The organism is Flavobacterium piscinae (assembly GCF_004122145.1).
Lineage (GTDB): Bacteria > Bacteroidota > Bacteroidia > Flavobacteriales > Flavobacteriaceae > Flavobacterium > Flavobacterium piscinae.
In genome coordinates this window covers 149,231-166,496 of sequence record NZ_SBKQ01000001.1, presented here as the reverse complement: position 1 = coordinate 166,496, position 17,266 = coordinate 149,231, and the positions used below count along the sequence as shown (strand labels likewise).

Annotated in this window: 13 protein-coding genes; 5 read left to right on the top strand and 8 right to left on the bottom strand. The window is 33.7% G+C overall.

The features are described 5' to 3' along the window. Positions 1–30: 30 nt before the first annotated feature. Positions 31–714: a response regulator transcription factor gene (locus EQG68_RS00635; protein ID WP_129462858.1), complete on the bottom strand. Its 684-nt coding sequence runs from the start codon at positions 712–714 to the stop codon at positions 31–33. 179 nt (positions 715–893) lie between these two features. Between EQG68_RS00635 and EQG68_RS00630 the strand changes: the two genes are divergently transcribed. From EQG68_RS00630 to EQG68_RS00615, 4 genes are all read left to right on the top strand, one after another. Beyond that, on the top strand, positions 894–3,626 hold the full coding sequence (locus EQG68_RS00630; RefSeq protein ID WP_129462857.1) for a TonB-dependent receptor: 2,733 nt from the start codon (positions 894–896) through the stop codon (positions 3,624–3,626). A 208-nt stretch (positions 3,627–3,834) separates the two neighbouring features. Continuing rightward, positions 3,835–4,986, top strand: a complete 1,152-nt coding sequence (locus EQG68_RS00625) for a hypothetical protein (RefSeq protein ID WP_129462856.1) — start codon at positions 3,835–3,837, stop codon at positions 4,984–4,986. A 107-nt stretch (positions 4,987–5,093) separates the two neighbouring features. Beyond that, positions 5,094–5,435 carry a T9SS type A sorting domain-containing protein gene (locus EQG68_RS00620; RefSeq protein WP_129462855.1) on the top strand — a complete coding sequence of 114 codons (342 nt, stop codon included), beginning with the start codon at positions 5,094–5,096 and terminating at the stop codon, positions 5,433–5,435. Positions 5,436–5,535: 100 nt separating this feature from the next. Continuing rightward, positions 5,536–7,212, top strand: a complete 1,677-nt coding sequence (locus EQG68_RS00615) for a T9SS type A sorting domain-containing protein (RefSeq protein WP_129462854.1) — start codon at positions 5,536–5,538, stop codon at positions 7,210–7,212. A 187-nt stretch (positions 7,213–7,399) separates the two neighbouring features. On the opposite strand, the gene EQG68_RS00610 is transcribed toward EQG68_RS00615, so the two are convergent. The 7 genes from EQG68_RS00610 to EQG68_RS00580 form a co-directional block, all read right to left on the bottom strand. Continuing rightward, positions 7,400–7,807, bottom strand: coding sequence for a hypothetical protein (locus EQG68_RS00610; RefSeq protein ID WP_129462853.1), 408 nt, complete (start codon positions 7,805–7,807; stop codon positions 7,400–7,402). A gap of 173 nt (positions 7,808–7,980) precedes the next feature. Then, positions 7,981–9,630 (bottom strand): type I restriction-modification system subunit M, encoded by a 1,650-nt coding sequence (locus tag EQG68_RS00605; RefSeq protein ID WP_129462852.1) that lies wholly within the window; start codon positions 9,628–9,630, stop codon positions 7,981–7,983. A gap of 3 nt (positions 9,631–9,633) precedes the next feature. After that, positions 9,634–10,668 (bottom strand): type II toxin-antitoxin system antitoxin DNA ADP-ribosyl glycohydrolase DarG, encoded by a 1,035-nt coding sequence (gene darG / locus EQG68_RS00600; protein ID WP_129462851.1) that lies wholly within the window; start codon positions 10,666–10,668, stop codon positions 9,634–9,636. Continuing rightward, complete coding sequence (gene darT / locus EQG68_RS00595; RefSeq protein ID WP_164975354.1) at positions 10,665–11,261, bottom strand: type II toxin-antitoxin system toxin DNA ADP-ribosyl transferase DarT; 597 nt, start codon at positions 11,259–11,261, stop codon at positions 10,665–10,667. The genes darG and darT overlap by 4 nt, the downstream gene beginning before the upstream one ends. Before the next feature lie 36 nt (positions 11,262–11,297). Next, a complete protein-coding gene (locus EQG68_RS00590) occupies positions 11,298–12,566 on the bottom strand; it encodes a restriction endonuclease subunit S (RefSeq protein ID WP_164975353.1) in 1,269 nt (422 codons plus the stop codon). 4 nt (positions 12,567–12,570) lie between these two features. Next, positions 12,571–15,537 carry a type I restriction endonuclease subunit R gene (locus EQG68_RS00585; protein WP_129462848.1) on the bottom strand — a complete coding sequence of 989 codons (2,967 nt, stop codon included), beginning with the start codon at positions 15,535–15,537 and terminating at the stop codon, positions 12,571–12,573. Between the two features lie 255 nt (positions 15,538–15,792). Beyond that, positions 15,793–16,299 carry a helix-turn-helix domain-containing protein gene (locus EQG68_RS00580; RefSeq protein WP_129462847.1) on the bottom strand — a complete coding sequence of 169 codons (507 nt, stop codon included), beginning with the start codon at positions 16,297–16,299 and terminating at the stop codon, positions 15,793–15,795. Positions 16,300–16,801: 502 nt separating this feature from the next. On the opposite strand from EQG68_RS00580, the gene EQG68_RS00575 reads away from it, so the two are divergent. After that, entirely contained in the window at positions 16,802–17,257 is a 456-nt protein-coding gene (locus EQG68_RS00575) for a T9SS type A sorting domain-containing protein (protein ID WP_129462846.1), read from the top strand. Positions 17,258–17,266 lie beyond the last annotated feature (9 nt).

Here is a 17,266-nt window from a genome sequence, read left to right as displayed (position 1 = left end):
AAACTATTTTCAACAAAAGAAGAAATTGAGTTATACTTCCAGTTTGTAACCAACACCTTTAATGGTTTTAAAAAGATCGTCGCCAATTTTTTCGCGAAGTTTTCGAATGTGTACGTCAATGGTTCTTCCTCCAACGACCACTTCATTACCCCAAACTTTATCCAAAATTTCCTCTCTTTTAAAAACTTTTCCGGGCTTAGAAGCTAATAAATAAAACAATTCAAACTCTTTTCTGGGTAACACAATTTCTTTACCCCCTTGAATGATTTTGTATTCTTCTCTATTCACTTCAATGTTTCCTACGGTTAACACATCGTTTTTGGTTTCATCTTCTTTTAAACGACGTAAAAGTGCTTTTACTTTACTCACCAAAACTTTTGGTTTGATCGGTTTGGCAATATAATCATCGGCACCGGCTTCAAATCCGGCTACTTGAGAATAATCTTCACTTCTCGCGGTTAAAAAAGCTACTATAACATTACTTAATTCAGGAATCTTTCTAATATGTTCACAGGCTTCGATTCCATCCATTTCCGGCATCATGACATCCATGATAATAAGGTGAGGAAGTTCTTTTTTCGCTTTTTGAACTGCTTCTTTTCCGTTGACAGCCGTAACAATCTGATAGCCTTCTTGAGCGAGGTTGTACCCAACAATTTCGAGTATATCTTGCTCATCATCAACCAATAAGATTTTAATTTCCTTTTTTTTCATATCAAAATAATGTGCGTTTTGCGATGTAAAGGTAAAGATAATACAAAATGATTTACGATGTTAACTGTAATTTAATCTGTTAACATTTTCGTAACTTAAACGAAACGAAATTGTAACCTGCAGATAACATCAACTTTACAAGGTAGCCGTTCCTTTGCCCCAAAATTAAACAATACAAAATGAAACTTAAATTTCTATTTTTTATCTTATTTATCTGCAGTACAGTTTTAGCTCAAAAAGGAACAATTTCAGGGGTTTTGACTGACAAAGATATGAATAATGAGCCGCTTCCTTTTGCGAATGTTCAGATTAAAGGAACTACAATCGGAACGACTACCGATGAGAATGGAAAGTACTCTTTAAATGTAGAATCCGGAAATTATACACTACAACTTAGCTTTTTAGGTTATGAAACTATTGAAGTTCCGGTTATAGTAAAAGAAAATCAAACCATTACAGTAAACAGAGCTTTAACAGCCGGTGGTGGAGTAATGCTTCAAGATGTTATAGTACAGACAACAGTGAGTCGTGAAAAAGAAAGTGCTTTATTGTTAGAACAACAAAAAGCAGTAGAGATAAAACAAAGTATTGGAGCTCAAGAACTTTCAAGAAAAGGAGTTAGCGATGTGGCAGGTGCTGTTACTAAAACTACCGGAATTACAAAACAAGAAGGTTCTGGAAATATTTTTGTTCGAGGTTTAGGAGATCGTTACAATTCTACTTCTATGAATGGTTTGCCAATTCCTTCAAATGATCCTGAAAAGAAAAACATTGCATTGAGCCTTTTTTCTACTGACATTGTTGAATTTATCTCCATAGACAAAGTATTTAGCGGTAGAATGTACGGTGATTTTGCAGGTGGAAATGTTGATATCGTTTCAAAAGATTTTAAAGGGAAGAAATTTTTTCAAATCGAAATAGGTTCTACTATTAACAACAATGCTGTTCAACAAGATGTTTTCAACCTACAACAAGGTCCAAGTAAATTTGGTTTTACAAATACTGCTATCCCATCTAATCCTTTCAATGCTTTCACTTTTGAAAATAGTTTAAATCCGGAAAGTGCCAATCCGATTGGTTCAAATTTTGTTTTAAAAGCCGGAAGATCATTTAGTATTGGGGAAGAAGGTAAATTAAGTCTTTTTGCTACGGCATCTTTTGACAATGGTTTTACATACCGTGAGGGATTAAATCAAAGCGTAAGTGCTCAAGGAGCTGAGATAAAATCATTCAATCAAAAAATGTATTCATACAATACAAACTCAACAGGAATGTTTAATGTTGGCTATAAATTCAATCCAAATCATAAAATAAATTACAATTTCTTATTTGTAAACTCTTCTTCTCAAGTGAAGGATGAATTTTATGGGTTTATCAGAGATATTGCTGAAAATGATAATGGTTTGATACAAAGAGGCACTTACACACAGAATCAATTAATGATTAACCAATTATTAGGTTCACACAAAATAAGTGAAAGAATACAATTTAATTGGGGTGGGTCTTTTAATAGAATAACAAGTGATATGCCTGACAGAACACAAAACACCTTGTTTTTTAATGAAAATCAAAACGGTTATGTTTTTGCAGTAAATACCACATCTGATAATCATCGCTATTACCAAAATCTAATTGAAGATGAACTTGCCTCTACGATTTCATTTGATTATAAATTCAAAAAAGACACAGAAGATAATTATAAAGGAAAATTAACTGTAGGATACAATGGTCGATTCAAAACTCGTGATTTTGAAGCTACACAATTTAACTTTAAAATTGCGAACAATCAAGTAAATACTGTGGTTGACCCAAACAACTTAGACACTTTTTTTAATCAAACAAATTTTGCTAATAATCTATTTACTATTGAAACATTTAGTGGTGATCTAGAACCTCAAGTTTATGATGGTGAACAAAATATAAATGCCGTTTTTGGACTTACTGAGTACAAATTAACCTCTAAATTAACTTCTGTTTTAGGTCTTCGAATGGAGCAAGTTTATCAAAAAGTATCTTGGAAAACGCAACTTGATAACGAAGGAAATCAAAATTCATTTGAAAGAAACGAATTTTTACCAAGTTTAATTTTAAAATATGAATTAAACGAACGCAACAACCTACGATTTGGAGCTAGCAAAACCTACACTTTACCTCAATTTAAAGAAAGAGCATTATTTGTTTATGAAGATGTAACAGAAGTAAAAATTGGTAATCCAGATTTATATCCATCAGAAGATTATAACGTTGACTTTAAATGGGAATTCTTTCCAAAAAAAGAAGAGGTTATTTCATTAACCGCTTTCGGGAAATATATTAAAAACCCTATCAATGAAGTAACTTTAGCATCCTCAACTAACGATATTTCATTTCTAAACACAGGAGATACGGGACATGTTTACGGGATTGAATTTGAAATCAGAAAAAACATCTATGAATTTGGCAGCGAAAACCAAAATAAATTAACGGCTGGTTTTAATGCTTCCTACATGCAAACAAATCAAGAACTCGATTCTGATAAAGTAAGAGATGAAACAAACTACAACATCAACTTAACAAATACAGAAGATAGTTTTTCTGGTGCCTCTGATTTATTATTAAATGGAGATGTTTCATTCTTTAAAGAATGGAAAAACGAAGCAAACATAATGGCTACGCTTTCCTACTCTTACTTTTCTGATCGAATTTATGCATTAGGAACAGAAACAAAAGGAAATCTAGTTGATAAAGCATTGGGTACATTGGATTTTATAGCAAAATCAAAATTAAATAAACACTTAGGTTTAAACTTAACAATACGAAATATATTAGACCCAACAGTTGAGAGAACGCAAGAAAATATTGATCGTGACATAACTGTTTTATCTTATAAAAAAGGAGTAAATTTTAGTTTAGGAATCAGTTATCAATTTTAATAAAAAAAAGAAATTCAAAAAAAAGCTTCAATATACTATTGAAGCTTTTTGATTTTGACAAATTGTATTTATTTATTTCTGAATTAACATTTTGTTTACAAAAACAACAACGTATCGTAACCAAACGTTCATGTTAAATTAACTTCGATTAGATTAAGATTCTTCAATTTTGCATCAAATATTTATAAACATAAAAATACAACACAAAATGAAAAATTTAATTAAAATCTTAGGAGTTGCATTAATATCCTCTTTTGCATTTACCTCCTGCTCAAATGACGACGATAATAACAGACCATCATCAACATTTGAACTTAATGCTAATGACTTTAAAGGTGACATCAATGATGGTGAAGTAGTATTAAATTCTGGAACTGTATACAAATTAACTGGTAAGCTAGTTGTTAATGATGGTGCAACTTTAACTATTCCAGCTGGAACTAGAATTGAAGGAACAAGTGGAACATCCTATATAGTGGTTGCTCAAGGGGGAAAAATATTTGTAAACGGAACATCTTCTAATCCAGTTGTAATGACTAGTGACAAAGCTACAAAAGCTCCTGGTCAATGGGGAGGTTTAGTTGTTTGTGGTAAAGCTCCAATTAATAAAGGTTTAACAGCTTCAGCTGAAGTTTCTGAGTTAACTTATGGAGGAACAGTTACAAATGATAATTCTGGTTCTATAAGATATTTAAGAATTGAGTATTCAGGATTTGCATATAATAGCGAAAAAGAATTTAACGGATTATCATTATTTGGAGTTGGAAATCTAACAACTGTTGAATATGTACAAGTTCATGAAGGTGCTGATGATGGTTTTGAATTTTTTGGTGGAACTGTTAACACTAAATATTTAGTTTCTACATCTAATGAAGATGATCAATTTGATTGGACTGAAGGTTGGAACGGAACAAACGAATTTTGGTTTGGAAAATTAGGTTTAGGAAGAGGAAATAGAGGTATCGAAGCAGATAATAACTCTTCAAACCATTTAGCATCACCAATTTCTAATCCTACAGTTAACAAAATGACTTTAATAGGTTTAGGTGATCAAGGAACTGAATCTCAAGCTTTAAAATTGAGAGTTGGTACAAAAGCTAATTTTAATGACTTAGTATTGAGCAACTTCTTAATTGGTTTTGATGTTCAACACTCAGAAGGTACAGGTTATGTTTTAGACGGTACTTTAAAAGCTACTAATGTAAAATTCGATAATATCCCAACGAAAACGAAAGGTAGAGATACTGAAGGTGGTACTGTAGATATTGAATCAATTTACACTGAAAACACCTCTGCAACAGGGGCAGGTAATGGAACTGCAACCCCTACTTGGGCTCAAGGTTGGACAGTAGGATTGTAATTTTCTTACCGAAAAAATATCAAAATCCCTCTTTTTAAACAAAGAGGGATTTTTTTGGTATACTATTTGAAATATTTTTTATACATTTACCAAACCAAATCGGAAAGATGAAAAAAAATTACTTTTATACTATTCTTTTAGCGGTTTTTCTTGTTTCTCTGACAGCCTCAGCTCAGGAAAACAAACCTCAGCAACCTAATAAAACTCAAGAGACTACTATTGAGGGGCTTAGCTTTTACCCAAATCCGGTGAGTAATGGAAAAGTATACATTACCTCAAAATCATCACTTTCTAAAGAAGTTACAATTTTTGATATATTGGGAAAAGTTGTACTTCAAAGTACCATCAGTACTAAAGAACTAAATGTTTCTTCTCTCTCTCCGGGTATCTACATGATTAAAATCAAAGAAGGCGAAGCCACTGCTACCCGAAAATTGATTATCAAGTAGTTAGATTTTATTTTTTCTTTTCAATTTACAATTTTTTAATAAGGTTATATTTTGTAACTTATTTATTGTTACTATCTTTGTACAATAAATTATATTAAAAATGAAAAAACTTTACACTTTATTATTTTTGGCATTTTCAATGTTTACTGTACAAGCTCAGTATTCGGTTAATTTTGAAAATGAAACAAAAACAAGTTATGCCTCTGCAACTGTTGCCTTATCAGGTTTGGATTGGGATATGTCTGATGCATTAATTGGAACTGAAACTAACGATTGGAAAAACGGTACAAAATCAGCTCGACTAAGAGGTTATGGAACTTCTTCTATGACTATGTTAGCCAACAAAACAAATGGAATTGGAAATTTATCTTTCTTATACAGAAGATACGGCACTGATGCACAAGTAGATTGGAAAGTAGAATATTCTATCAATGATGGTGCAGATTGGACTCAAGTGGGGGATGTTTTTACAGCTGCTGCAACCGATGAAGTACAAACATTTTCTGCTCAGTTAGACATCAATGCCGATGTTCGAATCAGAATCAAAAGAGCTACTGAAACAGGTACATCAAACAGACGTTTAAATATTGACGATATTGTGATGACTGATTTTGGTGCAGCCGCTTCACCAAGTTTGGCTATCGGTTCTCCTTCTAACGGAACTGTATTTGCTCCTAACTCAGATGTTACTGTTAATGTAACCGTATCTAACTTTGTTGTCGGTAATCCGGGTGCTGGTATAGACGGACACATTAACTATACATTAACTCCAGGAGGATCTATGGTGATGAAATTTGATACTAATCCTATCTTGTTTGCTGGTTTAGCTCCTGGTGAATATACATTAAATATGGAGTTGGTTGACAATTCAAACGCTTCTCTTGCTCCCCCAGTAATGACTAGCGTTACATTTGAAATTGCTGCATTAAATGTAGTAGGTAACCTTGGCGAAATGCGTGCGGATGTTATTGCTAACGGGGCCGGAAAATATTACCAAATTATAAGTTCACCGGTAGTAACGTATGCCCGAACAACTCGTAACCAAAAATATGTGCAAGATGATACAGGTGCTGTTTTGATTGATGATGTAGCCGGGATTATTTCTACTCCATTTGTGCCTGGTGATGCAATGGCTGGTTTAACCGGAAGAACTTCTCTTTTTAGTGGATTACTTCAGTTTACACCTACTACAAACGCTCAACTAGCCAGTTCAGGAAATACGGTTACTCCACAATTAGTAACTATTGCTCAACTTGCAGCTGATGTACAAGCGTATGAAAGCGAATTAGTACAAATCAACGGAGTGACTTTCGAAAATGGAGACGGAACTACAACTTTTGTAAACCCACCAGCTACTAATTATAATTTTACTGATGGTACAGATACAATGATTTTTAGAACAGCTTTTGCTGAAGCAGATTATATCGGTTCATTAGTTCCATCTGGCCCAACAGGATTTTTTGCATTGGTTGGAAACTTTAATGGTGCCGCTCAAGTAACTGCTCGTTCATTAAATGATCTTGCATTATCTATCAGAAATAATTCGATTTCAGGTTTAAAAGTGTATCCAAATCCGGTTGTTGACGGAACATTGTATGTATCTACCGAATTGAATGAAGAGAAAAATGTTCAAGTGTATGATTTATTAGGTAAAGAAGTTTTGAATATCACCACTTCAAATGAAGCCATTAATATTTCTTCTTTAAACACTGGTCTTTACGTAGTAAAAATCACTGAAGGTGGAAAATCGGCTACTGTGAAATTGTCAGTTAAGTAATAACCTTTACTTCAAATATAAAATAGCATCAACGAAAGTTGGTGCTTTTTTTATTGGTACTAATTTAATAGAATTTGATATTTTTCTAAAAAAATAAAAAACACTAAATCTAAAAAACATCATAAATTAAAAACTTCTTATCATAAAAAAACCGCCCATCAAGGCGGTCATTACATTACAATTACTTTTACAACGTATCCCTATGGGCGGTAACTTCGGCGATAAACACATCAACTTCGGCAAGTTGTTTGTTTACGCGTTCAAGGTCTAATTCTTTTTCTAGCAGAGCCACCGCACCGTAACTTTCTTTACGGTTTTCTAACAAGAATTTGCGGTATTCTAACCGTACTTTGCGTTTTTCTTCGGCCTCTTTGGTGGGGCCTTCCGGTAAAACAGCAAGAACAGTATCCACAGCGGCAATTTCTGCAATTACACCTTGCAAGATGGCATCAATCTCTACAGCGGTATTGCTGTAGTTGGTCACAAGTCGTTCTTCTGATAACTTTTTAAAGTTTAAATCAGATTTTTCCTTTTGGGCCATGCCCAACAACACATCGCAATCGGCAACTGTTGTTAAATTACTTACTGAATACATAATTAATTCATTTAAAATTACAATTACATAAACGCAAGTAATGTACCTTAAAAGCATTACAAATCAGAAGTTTACCAAAACATTAACGTGTAGCGTTAATCTTATTTTAAAACTATACGAAGTAGTATTTTATTTACGTTATAAACGCTTTTTTAAATAAATAAGAAGTTTAATTAAATCGTTTTCAATCCCAACTCTTTTAAAAAAGCATTGTGTTTGTCTGTATTTATTTTAATACTTTCATTAATCAAAGTCAATTTTTGATTAACCGAATTCAAATCAATTTGTATTTCATCAACGGATGTGCTCACATATCTTGAAATATTCAAGTTATACCCATTCTTTTCAATTTCATCCATTGAAACCCTGCGAGCATAACGAGGAACATTATCAGGACGATATTTATACGTATCCACAATTTTTTGAATGTCATTTGGTTCTCCCTCTTCGCCTTCTCTTAGTTTGTTTTGGCGTTTTCCTTTTTCGTAATGCTCACTGGCATTGATAAACAATACATCATCATGTTTTTTGCATTTCTTTAAAACCAAAATAGAAACCGGTATCCCAGTTGAATAGAATAAGTTGGAAGGCAAACCAATTACTGTATCAACATGATTATCTTTTAATAATTTTGTTCTGATGCGTTCTTCTGCTCCACCTCTGAACAAAACACCATGTGGCAGGATAATAGCCATTGTTCCTTCTTTGCCTAAGAAGTGAAAACCATGCAATAAGAAAGCAAAATCGGCAGCTGATTTGGGAGCTAATCCATAACTTTTGAAACGGAAATCTTCTGCTAAAGTATCGTTCGGTTCCCAACGTAAACTAAAGGGTGGATTGGCAACAATCGCATCAAATTCTATCTTTTTGCTTGGGTTCATTTCGTTGAGCAATGGCCAACTATTTTCTAAAGTATCACCGTGGAAAATCTCAAATTCGGTATCTTTCATGCCGTGCAAGAGCATATTCATTCGGGCAAGGTTATAGGTGGTAATGTTTTTTTCTTGACCGTAAATTTTACCCACACTACCGCCACTGTCTTTGATTCGTTTACGCACATTCAGTAATAACGAACCCGAACCACATGCCATGTCCAGTACTTTGTCCAATTTACCTTTTTTTCCTGTTTTAGGTTCTTGGCTGTCTAAGGTAACGATTTCAGAAAGGATAGTAGAAATTTGCTGTGGTGTATAAAATTCTCCTGCCTTTTTTCCTGAACCTGCTGCAAACTCACCAATTAGATATTCATAAGCATCTCCGAGCGTATCTGAATCGGCAGAGAATTCTGCAATGCCTTCTGCGATTTTTTGAATGATGGTGCAAAGTTTCTTATTTCTTTCTACAGAAGTTTTGCCTAGTTTTTCAGAATTCAAATTGATTTCAGAAAACAAACCTTGAAAAGCACTTTCAAACGATTCATTTTCTATGTATCGGAAACCTGATTCGAGTGTTACCAACAATTCAGCATTTTGGGTTCTGGCCATTTCGCTGATGTTGCTCCACAAATGGTTAGGTTCAATCACATAATGCACTTTTCTTCGCATTTGTTTTTCAAATTCGATAACCTCATCTTTATTTTCAAGATACCAAATTTGTAGAGGAGAATTTACTTTAAGCGAATTCATTACATCTGCCGGAGTATCATCCGGATAATCTTTTCCCAATTCCTTTTTAGCTGCTTCTTCATAGTTGTATGACAAATACCGAAGAAAAAGAAACGAAAGCATATAATCACGGAAATCATCCGCATTCATGGCTCCTCGTAGGTTATCTGCTATGTCCCAAAGCGTTTTACCGAGTTGTTTTTGGTCTTTTAAAGTCATGGGTTAAGCAAATTGTTGATTAATAGTTGAAAGTGCTTTATTGATAAATTTTGGATTGGCAAATAAAGTACGTTTTCTGTCGCTCCAATTTTCAAGTTCTTTCAAAATAGCATCGGAACTATTTTTGTTTTTTTCTGATTTTATGAAATCTATAGTGGATAGTAATTCAAGGCCAAAAGGAGAATAATATCCTTTTAAAAATTTCTTGGTTTTTTCTGCAATAAATAGAAAATCTTTGTTTTCGGGTTGATTAAGATACTTGAATACTTCATTTTCAGCTTCCATGACTAGACTTAATTCATCAAATGGTTTTTTGTCTTTAGAGCTATAGCCCATGATATAACTTCCATTCAAATAATATAAAACGTGTCTAACTTTACCCGAATATGGGCCATAAAAATTAGGCATAAAATTGAGTTTAAACTCATCTTGTGCTCCAAATCGCTGTAAAAAGTAGGCCGCTTTTTCGGCACCAAATTCTGAAACAAATTCACCGTGACGAACCATTTCATAAAGAACAGAAAGCAACATTGCTCTGGCGGGAGTGAGTTTTACTCTTTCTGAATTTAGAACTTCTTGAATGGCTGCGGTGGGCTCATACAAATAGATGTCACAGTCAACATCTTTTAAAACCTCAATAATCATTTTTTTCACTCTTTGCCAATCTAAACCACCATTACCGGCTCCTAATGGGGGTATGGCAATAGATTGAATGTTTTTATCAACAATAACCTTCTTGAGTTCCTGAAGTCCGGCTTCAATATAGGAGTACTCGGAAGGTAATCGCCAATTTGTTTTGGTAGGAAAGTTAATAATTAGTTTCTTCCCCGAGAACATTGCATCTTCCTCTGTAATCAAAAGCTGACCAACTTGTAAAGCCTTTTGCTCACAAGTTTCCTTATAAATTTTATAATTGTTTGGAAATTGTTTCTTGAACTGCAAAGCAATTCCTTTGCCCATAACACCCATTGTATTCACTGTATTAACGAGTGCTTGAGCCTGACTGTCTAGTATGTTTCCGGTAACAAAATGAATCATATTGCAAAGTAATGATTATTATTAATATGTATTTGATTTTTGGGCAACCCCATTTCTAATAAGCGATTGTATGCTACTTCGTTATAAACAACAAATCCCAAAATATGAATAGGAGCAACATCGCCCAAAACTAAAAATTCTGCTTGCTTTCTTCGTTTTAAATCCAAATCTGTTTCGCTTTTCCAATTTATGGATTTTACGGCTTGCCAATCCAACAAATCCTCCAAATGATTTACATCATGCTGATTGTATTGTGTACTTAAACAATCAACGGCGTGCCCATCGGTAAAAACAAATGTTAGCTCACTTTCAATGATTTTTTGAACAGAGGTTACACAATATACAACATCTTGAGCAGGAGTAGGATTCAAACCATTGAATCCTTTTTGAATAACATAGAGCATAGGCGTTCGAGTACCAAAATAAAACGGCACATAGTCGCCCAAAAGTTTTCCATTATCCAATTGAAAAATATCTCTTGTAGAAATCAAACTTGGATCGCCAATTGGTGTAAAACCAGGATTAGCGTTGGGCGAATTTCTATGCGTTATTCCATGCAAAAGAATATGAGGCACATTCTCGATGTGTGTCATCCTATACAAGTATGTTTTATTCAAATCAATCATCTTCTACTCATTAATTTTAGGAAACAACCCCTGCATCAACCCTTTTTTATGCCATTTCAATTGCTCTATCTTCTCAGCCTCTGCTGTGATAAGTGAATCTAAAGAGGAAAGACAAGAAGCAATTTTTTGTTGTTCTTTTAATTTAGGAGGTATACCTATTTTGAAATCTTTAATTTGTTGGGAACTAATATGTGGTATTCCAGAACTAGTGTTTACTATATCAACATACGCTCTAAATTTGTCAGAAATTAAAAATTGGTAAATGAAATGAATATCCGCTTTTTCATTTGTTCTTATTCTTGCGACCCTTTGAATCAAAATAGAATCTTCATCTCCTTTTCCAACTAAAGCAACATTTTTTCCAACTTTAGATCCATCCATTCCGATTACAATATCATTTTTCTTAACAAAATACTTTTCCATGTTTTCAATACTTCCTAAAAAGTATTTATCTATGTCTTTTGAATGCCTAATATATCCTTCTGTAATATTAATCCCTCTTAAAATTGGCCTCCCTGATTGATCGTCACTAATTTCCTCGCTTTTAAGAGCTATTCCTGAAAATAAATCAATATAATTTTCTAAATTTTTCTCCAACCACTCCCCATCCTTCTCAAACTCCTTAAACCGATACTTCGGCACTTTCTCACCTTCTTGCGGAAAAAGATTTTGCATTAACCCTTTTTTATGGTCTTTGAGTAACTCCAACTTTTGGCTGTGGGCTGCAATCACTTCATCTAAAGAAGAAAGACAGGAGGCGATTTTTTGTTGTTCTTTGGGAGATGGGGATAAAACTGGAATTTCCATAAATGCGGAATCAGCAATACTCATTCTATCAAACCTTGCACCAGTATTTGAAACTTTTCTTATCGCGTTATACCAATGTTCTGACTTAAAATAATATTCAAAAAAATCGTTATTCTTACTATCAAATCTAAATACCGTGTACAGCGGAGACATTGCTCCTTCTTTATTTGTTTTATTTTTAGATATAGGCCCTACAGGTGCAATATTAGAAATCCGAGGATTATAAACATAGTCTCCCTCTTTAACAATGTAATAGTTCTCCAAATTATTTTTATCTGCTATATCTTTATCAAAATAATCTCGTTGGTCAACAATTCCATCAATAGCTGAATTTGTAAAAACATCTTTTACCAAGCTATCTTTGTTTCTTTCAGTAATTTTCTTTGCAAGCTTACCAAGCTCTTTTTCTTCCCATTCCCCTTCATTTTCAAACTCAGGAAATCTCAACTCTGGTATAATCTTCATATTTTTACTCATAAGCTGCTAATCCAGATATTTCACGTCCTTGTGCCAATTTTTTTAATTGGGGTACTAAATCTGCCATCAAGGCCAATTCTTTTACTCGGCGTTCTTTCCAACTCAAGTCTAAGGGTTCTAAGAGGTCAGTTAACTTTTCACCGTCAAAAATCATGCGGCTCATGATGTTTTCTACAAAGTTTTTCAGGTCTGCGGTAGGCAAGCCGTGTTGGTGTGCAATGGCCGCTATTTCCTTGTTGTATTTTTCATCAATAAATACTTCAAAATTGTGTTTCAATTCCTCCGCAGATTGCCCAACCGTCCAGTCGAGTTGGTCAATAAAATCAGACAAATCTTCTTCTTCTGCCATTAAATTAGAAGTAGACTTGAGCAAACTTTTTACTTGCTCTTTGGTCATTTTCTGTTTACTTGGTTTTTTACCCAAGTTTTCGGCGGTTAATTTCATGATATAGTCATAATCAATCACCGCAGAGGCAAACAACACAAATTCAAAATCCAATTGTTGAATTTCCGGTGGTGTATTTTCGCCGTTTTTCTCTTGAATTTCACGCAGTTGTTTGGCTGTTTCTATATATGAGCTTCTGAACTCTAGCAATTTTTCACTTGGCAGAATGGCTTCAATTAAAACTTGTTGTTCTTCATTAATGTCGGTGTATTGGTCAAGTTGCGTTTTGAGTCGTTGTACTTCTTTGAAGTTTTTTACAAAAGCAATTCGTGCCGCATCCCCTTTTAGGTTATACACTTCATGAGGTTCGCTTACCATGTTGTGTTGCTGCATAAAAACCCCTAAAGCTTCAACGGCTTCTTTGTATTTATCAATCACCACAGGGGCAGGGTCAACCAACCAAATTTCTTTGGCTCGTCCGTTATCTTCACCCGAGAACAAAGCAATGGCTTGGTTTACGGCTTCTTGTTGCGAACGGAAATCTAAAATATTTCCATACGGTTTCGTGTCATTCAACACGCGATTGGTTCTTGAAAACGCCTGAATCAATCCGTGGTATTTTAGGTTTTTGTCCACGTATAAGGTGTTCAAATATTTGCTATCGAACCCTGTAAGCAACATATCAACCACAATGGTTATATCAATTTTTTTACTGCGGTCCAGTTCTTTGTTTGTCCATTTTTGGTCTTTGATGCGTCTTTGCACATCTTGATAATACAAATCAAATTCGTTGATGGTATGATTAGTGCCATATTGCATGTTGTAATCAGCCATAATGGTTTTTAGTGCCGCTTTCTTTTCTTCCGGATTCTGTTTGTTGTCTTCCTTTTCCTGTGTTAAATCTTCCTGAATCTGTTGAATATCAGAGTTTCCTTCTGCAGGTGGCGAAAACACACAAGCAATGTTTAACGGTTCATAGTGTGGATTTTCGACTAGTTTCTTTTTTTGAATTTCTTTGAAAAGGTTGTAATACTCAATGGCGTTGTTAATAGAAGCCGTTGCCAACACTGCATTGAACCTTCTGAAATTGGTTGCAGCATGGTGTTTTTCTAAAATAGCTTCTACCACTGCTTGTTGAGCAATTGCTTCTCCGGGTTTCGCTTTAATCTCTCCTTTACCTTTGAAATAATCAATGTGAAACCGCAATACATTTCGGTCGTCAATAGCGTGCGTAATGGTGTAGGCGTGCAATTGTTTTTCAAAAATGTCTTGGGTGGTTTTATAAGATGCCTCTTCTCCCTCGCGAATTTGATAGGTAGCATTTTGATCAAAAATGGGCGTGCCGGTAAAACCAAACAGTTGAGCATTGGGAAAAAACTCCTTGATGGCTTTGTGATTTTCTCCAAATTGCGAACGGTGACATTCGTCAAAAATAAAAACTATTCGCTTGTTGCGAAGTGGTTCTAAACGTTCTTTGTAATTCTTTTTGTTGTTGCCATCCAAGGCCAAGCCTAATTTTTGAATAGTGGTTACAATCACCTTATCCGCATAATCGGTAGAAAGCAAACGTCTTACCAAGGTTTCGGTATTGGTGTTTTCTTCTACACTGCCTTCCTGAAATTTATTGAACTCCTCACGGGTTTGTCGGTCAAGGTCTTTGCGGTCAACCACAAACAAACATTTTTCAATGTCAGCGTTGTCTTTTAATAAGGTAGAAGCTTTAAAAGAAGTCAAGGTTTTCCCACTTCCCGTGGTATGCCAGATGTAGCCATTGCCTCGATTTTGTTGGATGCAATCTACAATCGCCTTCACCGCATAAATCTGATAAGGCCGCATGATGAGCAACTTTTGCTCACTTTCCACGAGCACCATATACTTGCTAATCATACTGCCCAACGTGCATTTGGTCAGGAATTTTTCTGTGAAAGTTTCAAGGTGTGTTATTTTCTTGTTGCTCTCGTCTGCTAATTGATATATCGGTAAAAACTGTTCATCTGCATTAAAAGCAAAATGCTGATTTTTGTTATTGGCAAAATAATAGGTGTTGGTTCTGTTACTAACAATAAACAATTGCATATAACAAAGCAGTGAATTACCGTAACCGTTACCCGGTTCGTTTTTGTAATCCACAATTTGTTGCATTGCTTTTCGTGGTGATATATCCAGCTTTTTCAACTCTATTTGCACCACAGGCAAACCGTTTATCAATAAAATTACGTCATAACGTTGGTGGCTGTTTTCGGTATTGATGCGTAATTGACTGATCACTTCAAAATCGTTTTTACACCAGTCTTTGTTGTTAACCAGGGTGTAGTGCAAAGGCGTTCCATCTTCTCGTTGAAAGTATTGTCTTTCCCGTAAAAGTTTAGAGGCTTTAAAAACATCCGGTTCAATGATTTCCTCTCTGAGTCGCAAAAATTCATTATCAGACAAACGAACACGGTTGAGTTCTTCAAATTTTGCTTTAAAGTTTTGTTCAAGGGTTTTTCTATCCACAATGTCTGGGCGATGAATGTATTTCAACCCTTTTAGTTGCTCAATGAGGTTTAGTTCTATTTGATTCTCTTTGTTCATTTATTTGAAACTCTTTGGCGTTTATTGATTTTAAAATAATGCAATCCTTTTAAATTTTCAATAATTTAAAATCACTTTCCCTTTTGAGATTTTCTTTTGCTTTTATAATTGATTTTTAACGCAATTGTCTTTTAACCAATTTTGATTGTTCAAATATAGTAAAAAATACTTGCTGTGATTTTGAAAAACTATCCTATTCCTATTGGTCGGAAACAAGTTTTTTTAAAATAAATTATTTGATTATAAAACTTAAGGTCAATTTTTATTTTCTAATTTTTCTTCAATTATACTAATTTCATTTTCTATTTGTTGTTTTTTCATTTCTAAGGTTGTTAAACATTCTAATGAATGTGTTGCTAAACATTTGTTGATTCTTTTTTCAATGGATTGAAGGTGTACAACATTATGTTCCTTTTGTGCTTTCAAAAATGCTAAGGTTGTTAAACCGGCATAGAGTTGATTTCTGGTTTTTTGCATTTCTTCTATTTTTTTATTCACCTGAAACAAATTTATGTTTAAGTCGGTCAATTTTTTTTGCCATGCTTGAATAACCGATTTATTTTCAGTTACTAATACCGCACGATGGGCTTTGTTGACTTTGTTTTTTTGAATAGATTGTAAGAGTTCGTTGAGTTTTATTGTTGCCTCTAAAGGCAGGCTTCTTTTTCCACTCACATACATTGACCATTGCGAACGGTGTACACCTAAAACGGTTGCCATTTCATCGTGCGTAAGTCCGGTTATATCTTTAAATGCATTCATCTTGTTTAAAAATTATGTTGTGTCAAAAATTTTAAATCAAAAAATTATACACAAAAAATGTGTCATTTTTTTATACAACAATTTTTTCACACAAAAAGTGTGTCAAAATGAAAAAAAATAAAAAATGTACACCACTATTATTGTAAACTTCATTAATTAATTTAAGATTCGTTTAGCAAATAAGCATTAATTTTTAACAAAATATCACCATTTCTAGTGAGATAAAAAATCACTAGAAGTGGGTATTGTATTACATTAAATTTTAATTTAAAATTGCGACATTAATGAACTCGTAAGAAAATTTACAAAAAGAAAATATTTCGGTAATACGCCTTTTATTCACTTTAGTAATTTTGACTACATTAAATTTTTACAGAAAATCTGTAAAATGGTCTTGCTTACGTTCTTTAGATTGCACAGTAAATAAAATTTAAAATCAAGCACTTATTTACGCTTTTAAAGCAGACATAATTTTCTTCGTTTAACAATAAATATTAGTATCATGAAAATCAAATTTATTTTTTTCTTTTTGCTCATTAATTCTTTTTTCTATTCGCAAACAATCGATCACATTCTGTTTGAGTATGATTCTGCAGGTAATCAAATTAAAAGATACACTATTGATATAAATGCAGGAAGACCCGCAAATGGAATTACAAAAGAGATAGAAGATATTACAAAGGATGATTTGATTTTATCAGACGTGTATGATGACATTTCATACTATCCAAATCCGGTTAAAGAAATCTTATATGTTAAGTGGATTAACAAAAATAATGAGTTTGTAAATTCTGTTCACTTATATTCCGTGTCAGGTCAATCTGTAAAAATTTATACAAACTTAAAAGGTACAGATGCATTAAGTGTTCCCTTTGATAATTTACCACAAGGGCTTTATACACTTGCACTTAAATATTCCACCGGTGAGGAAAAAACTTTAAAAATTATTAAAAATTAAATTGCTACT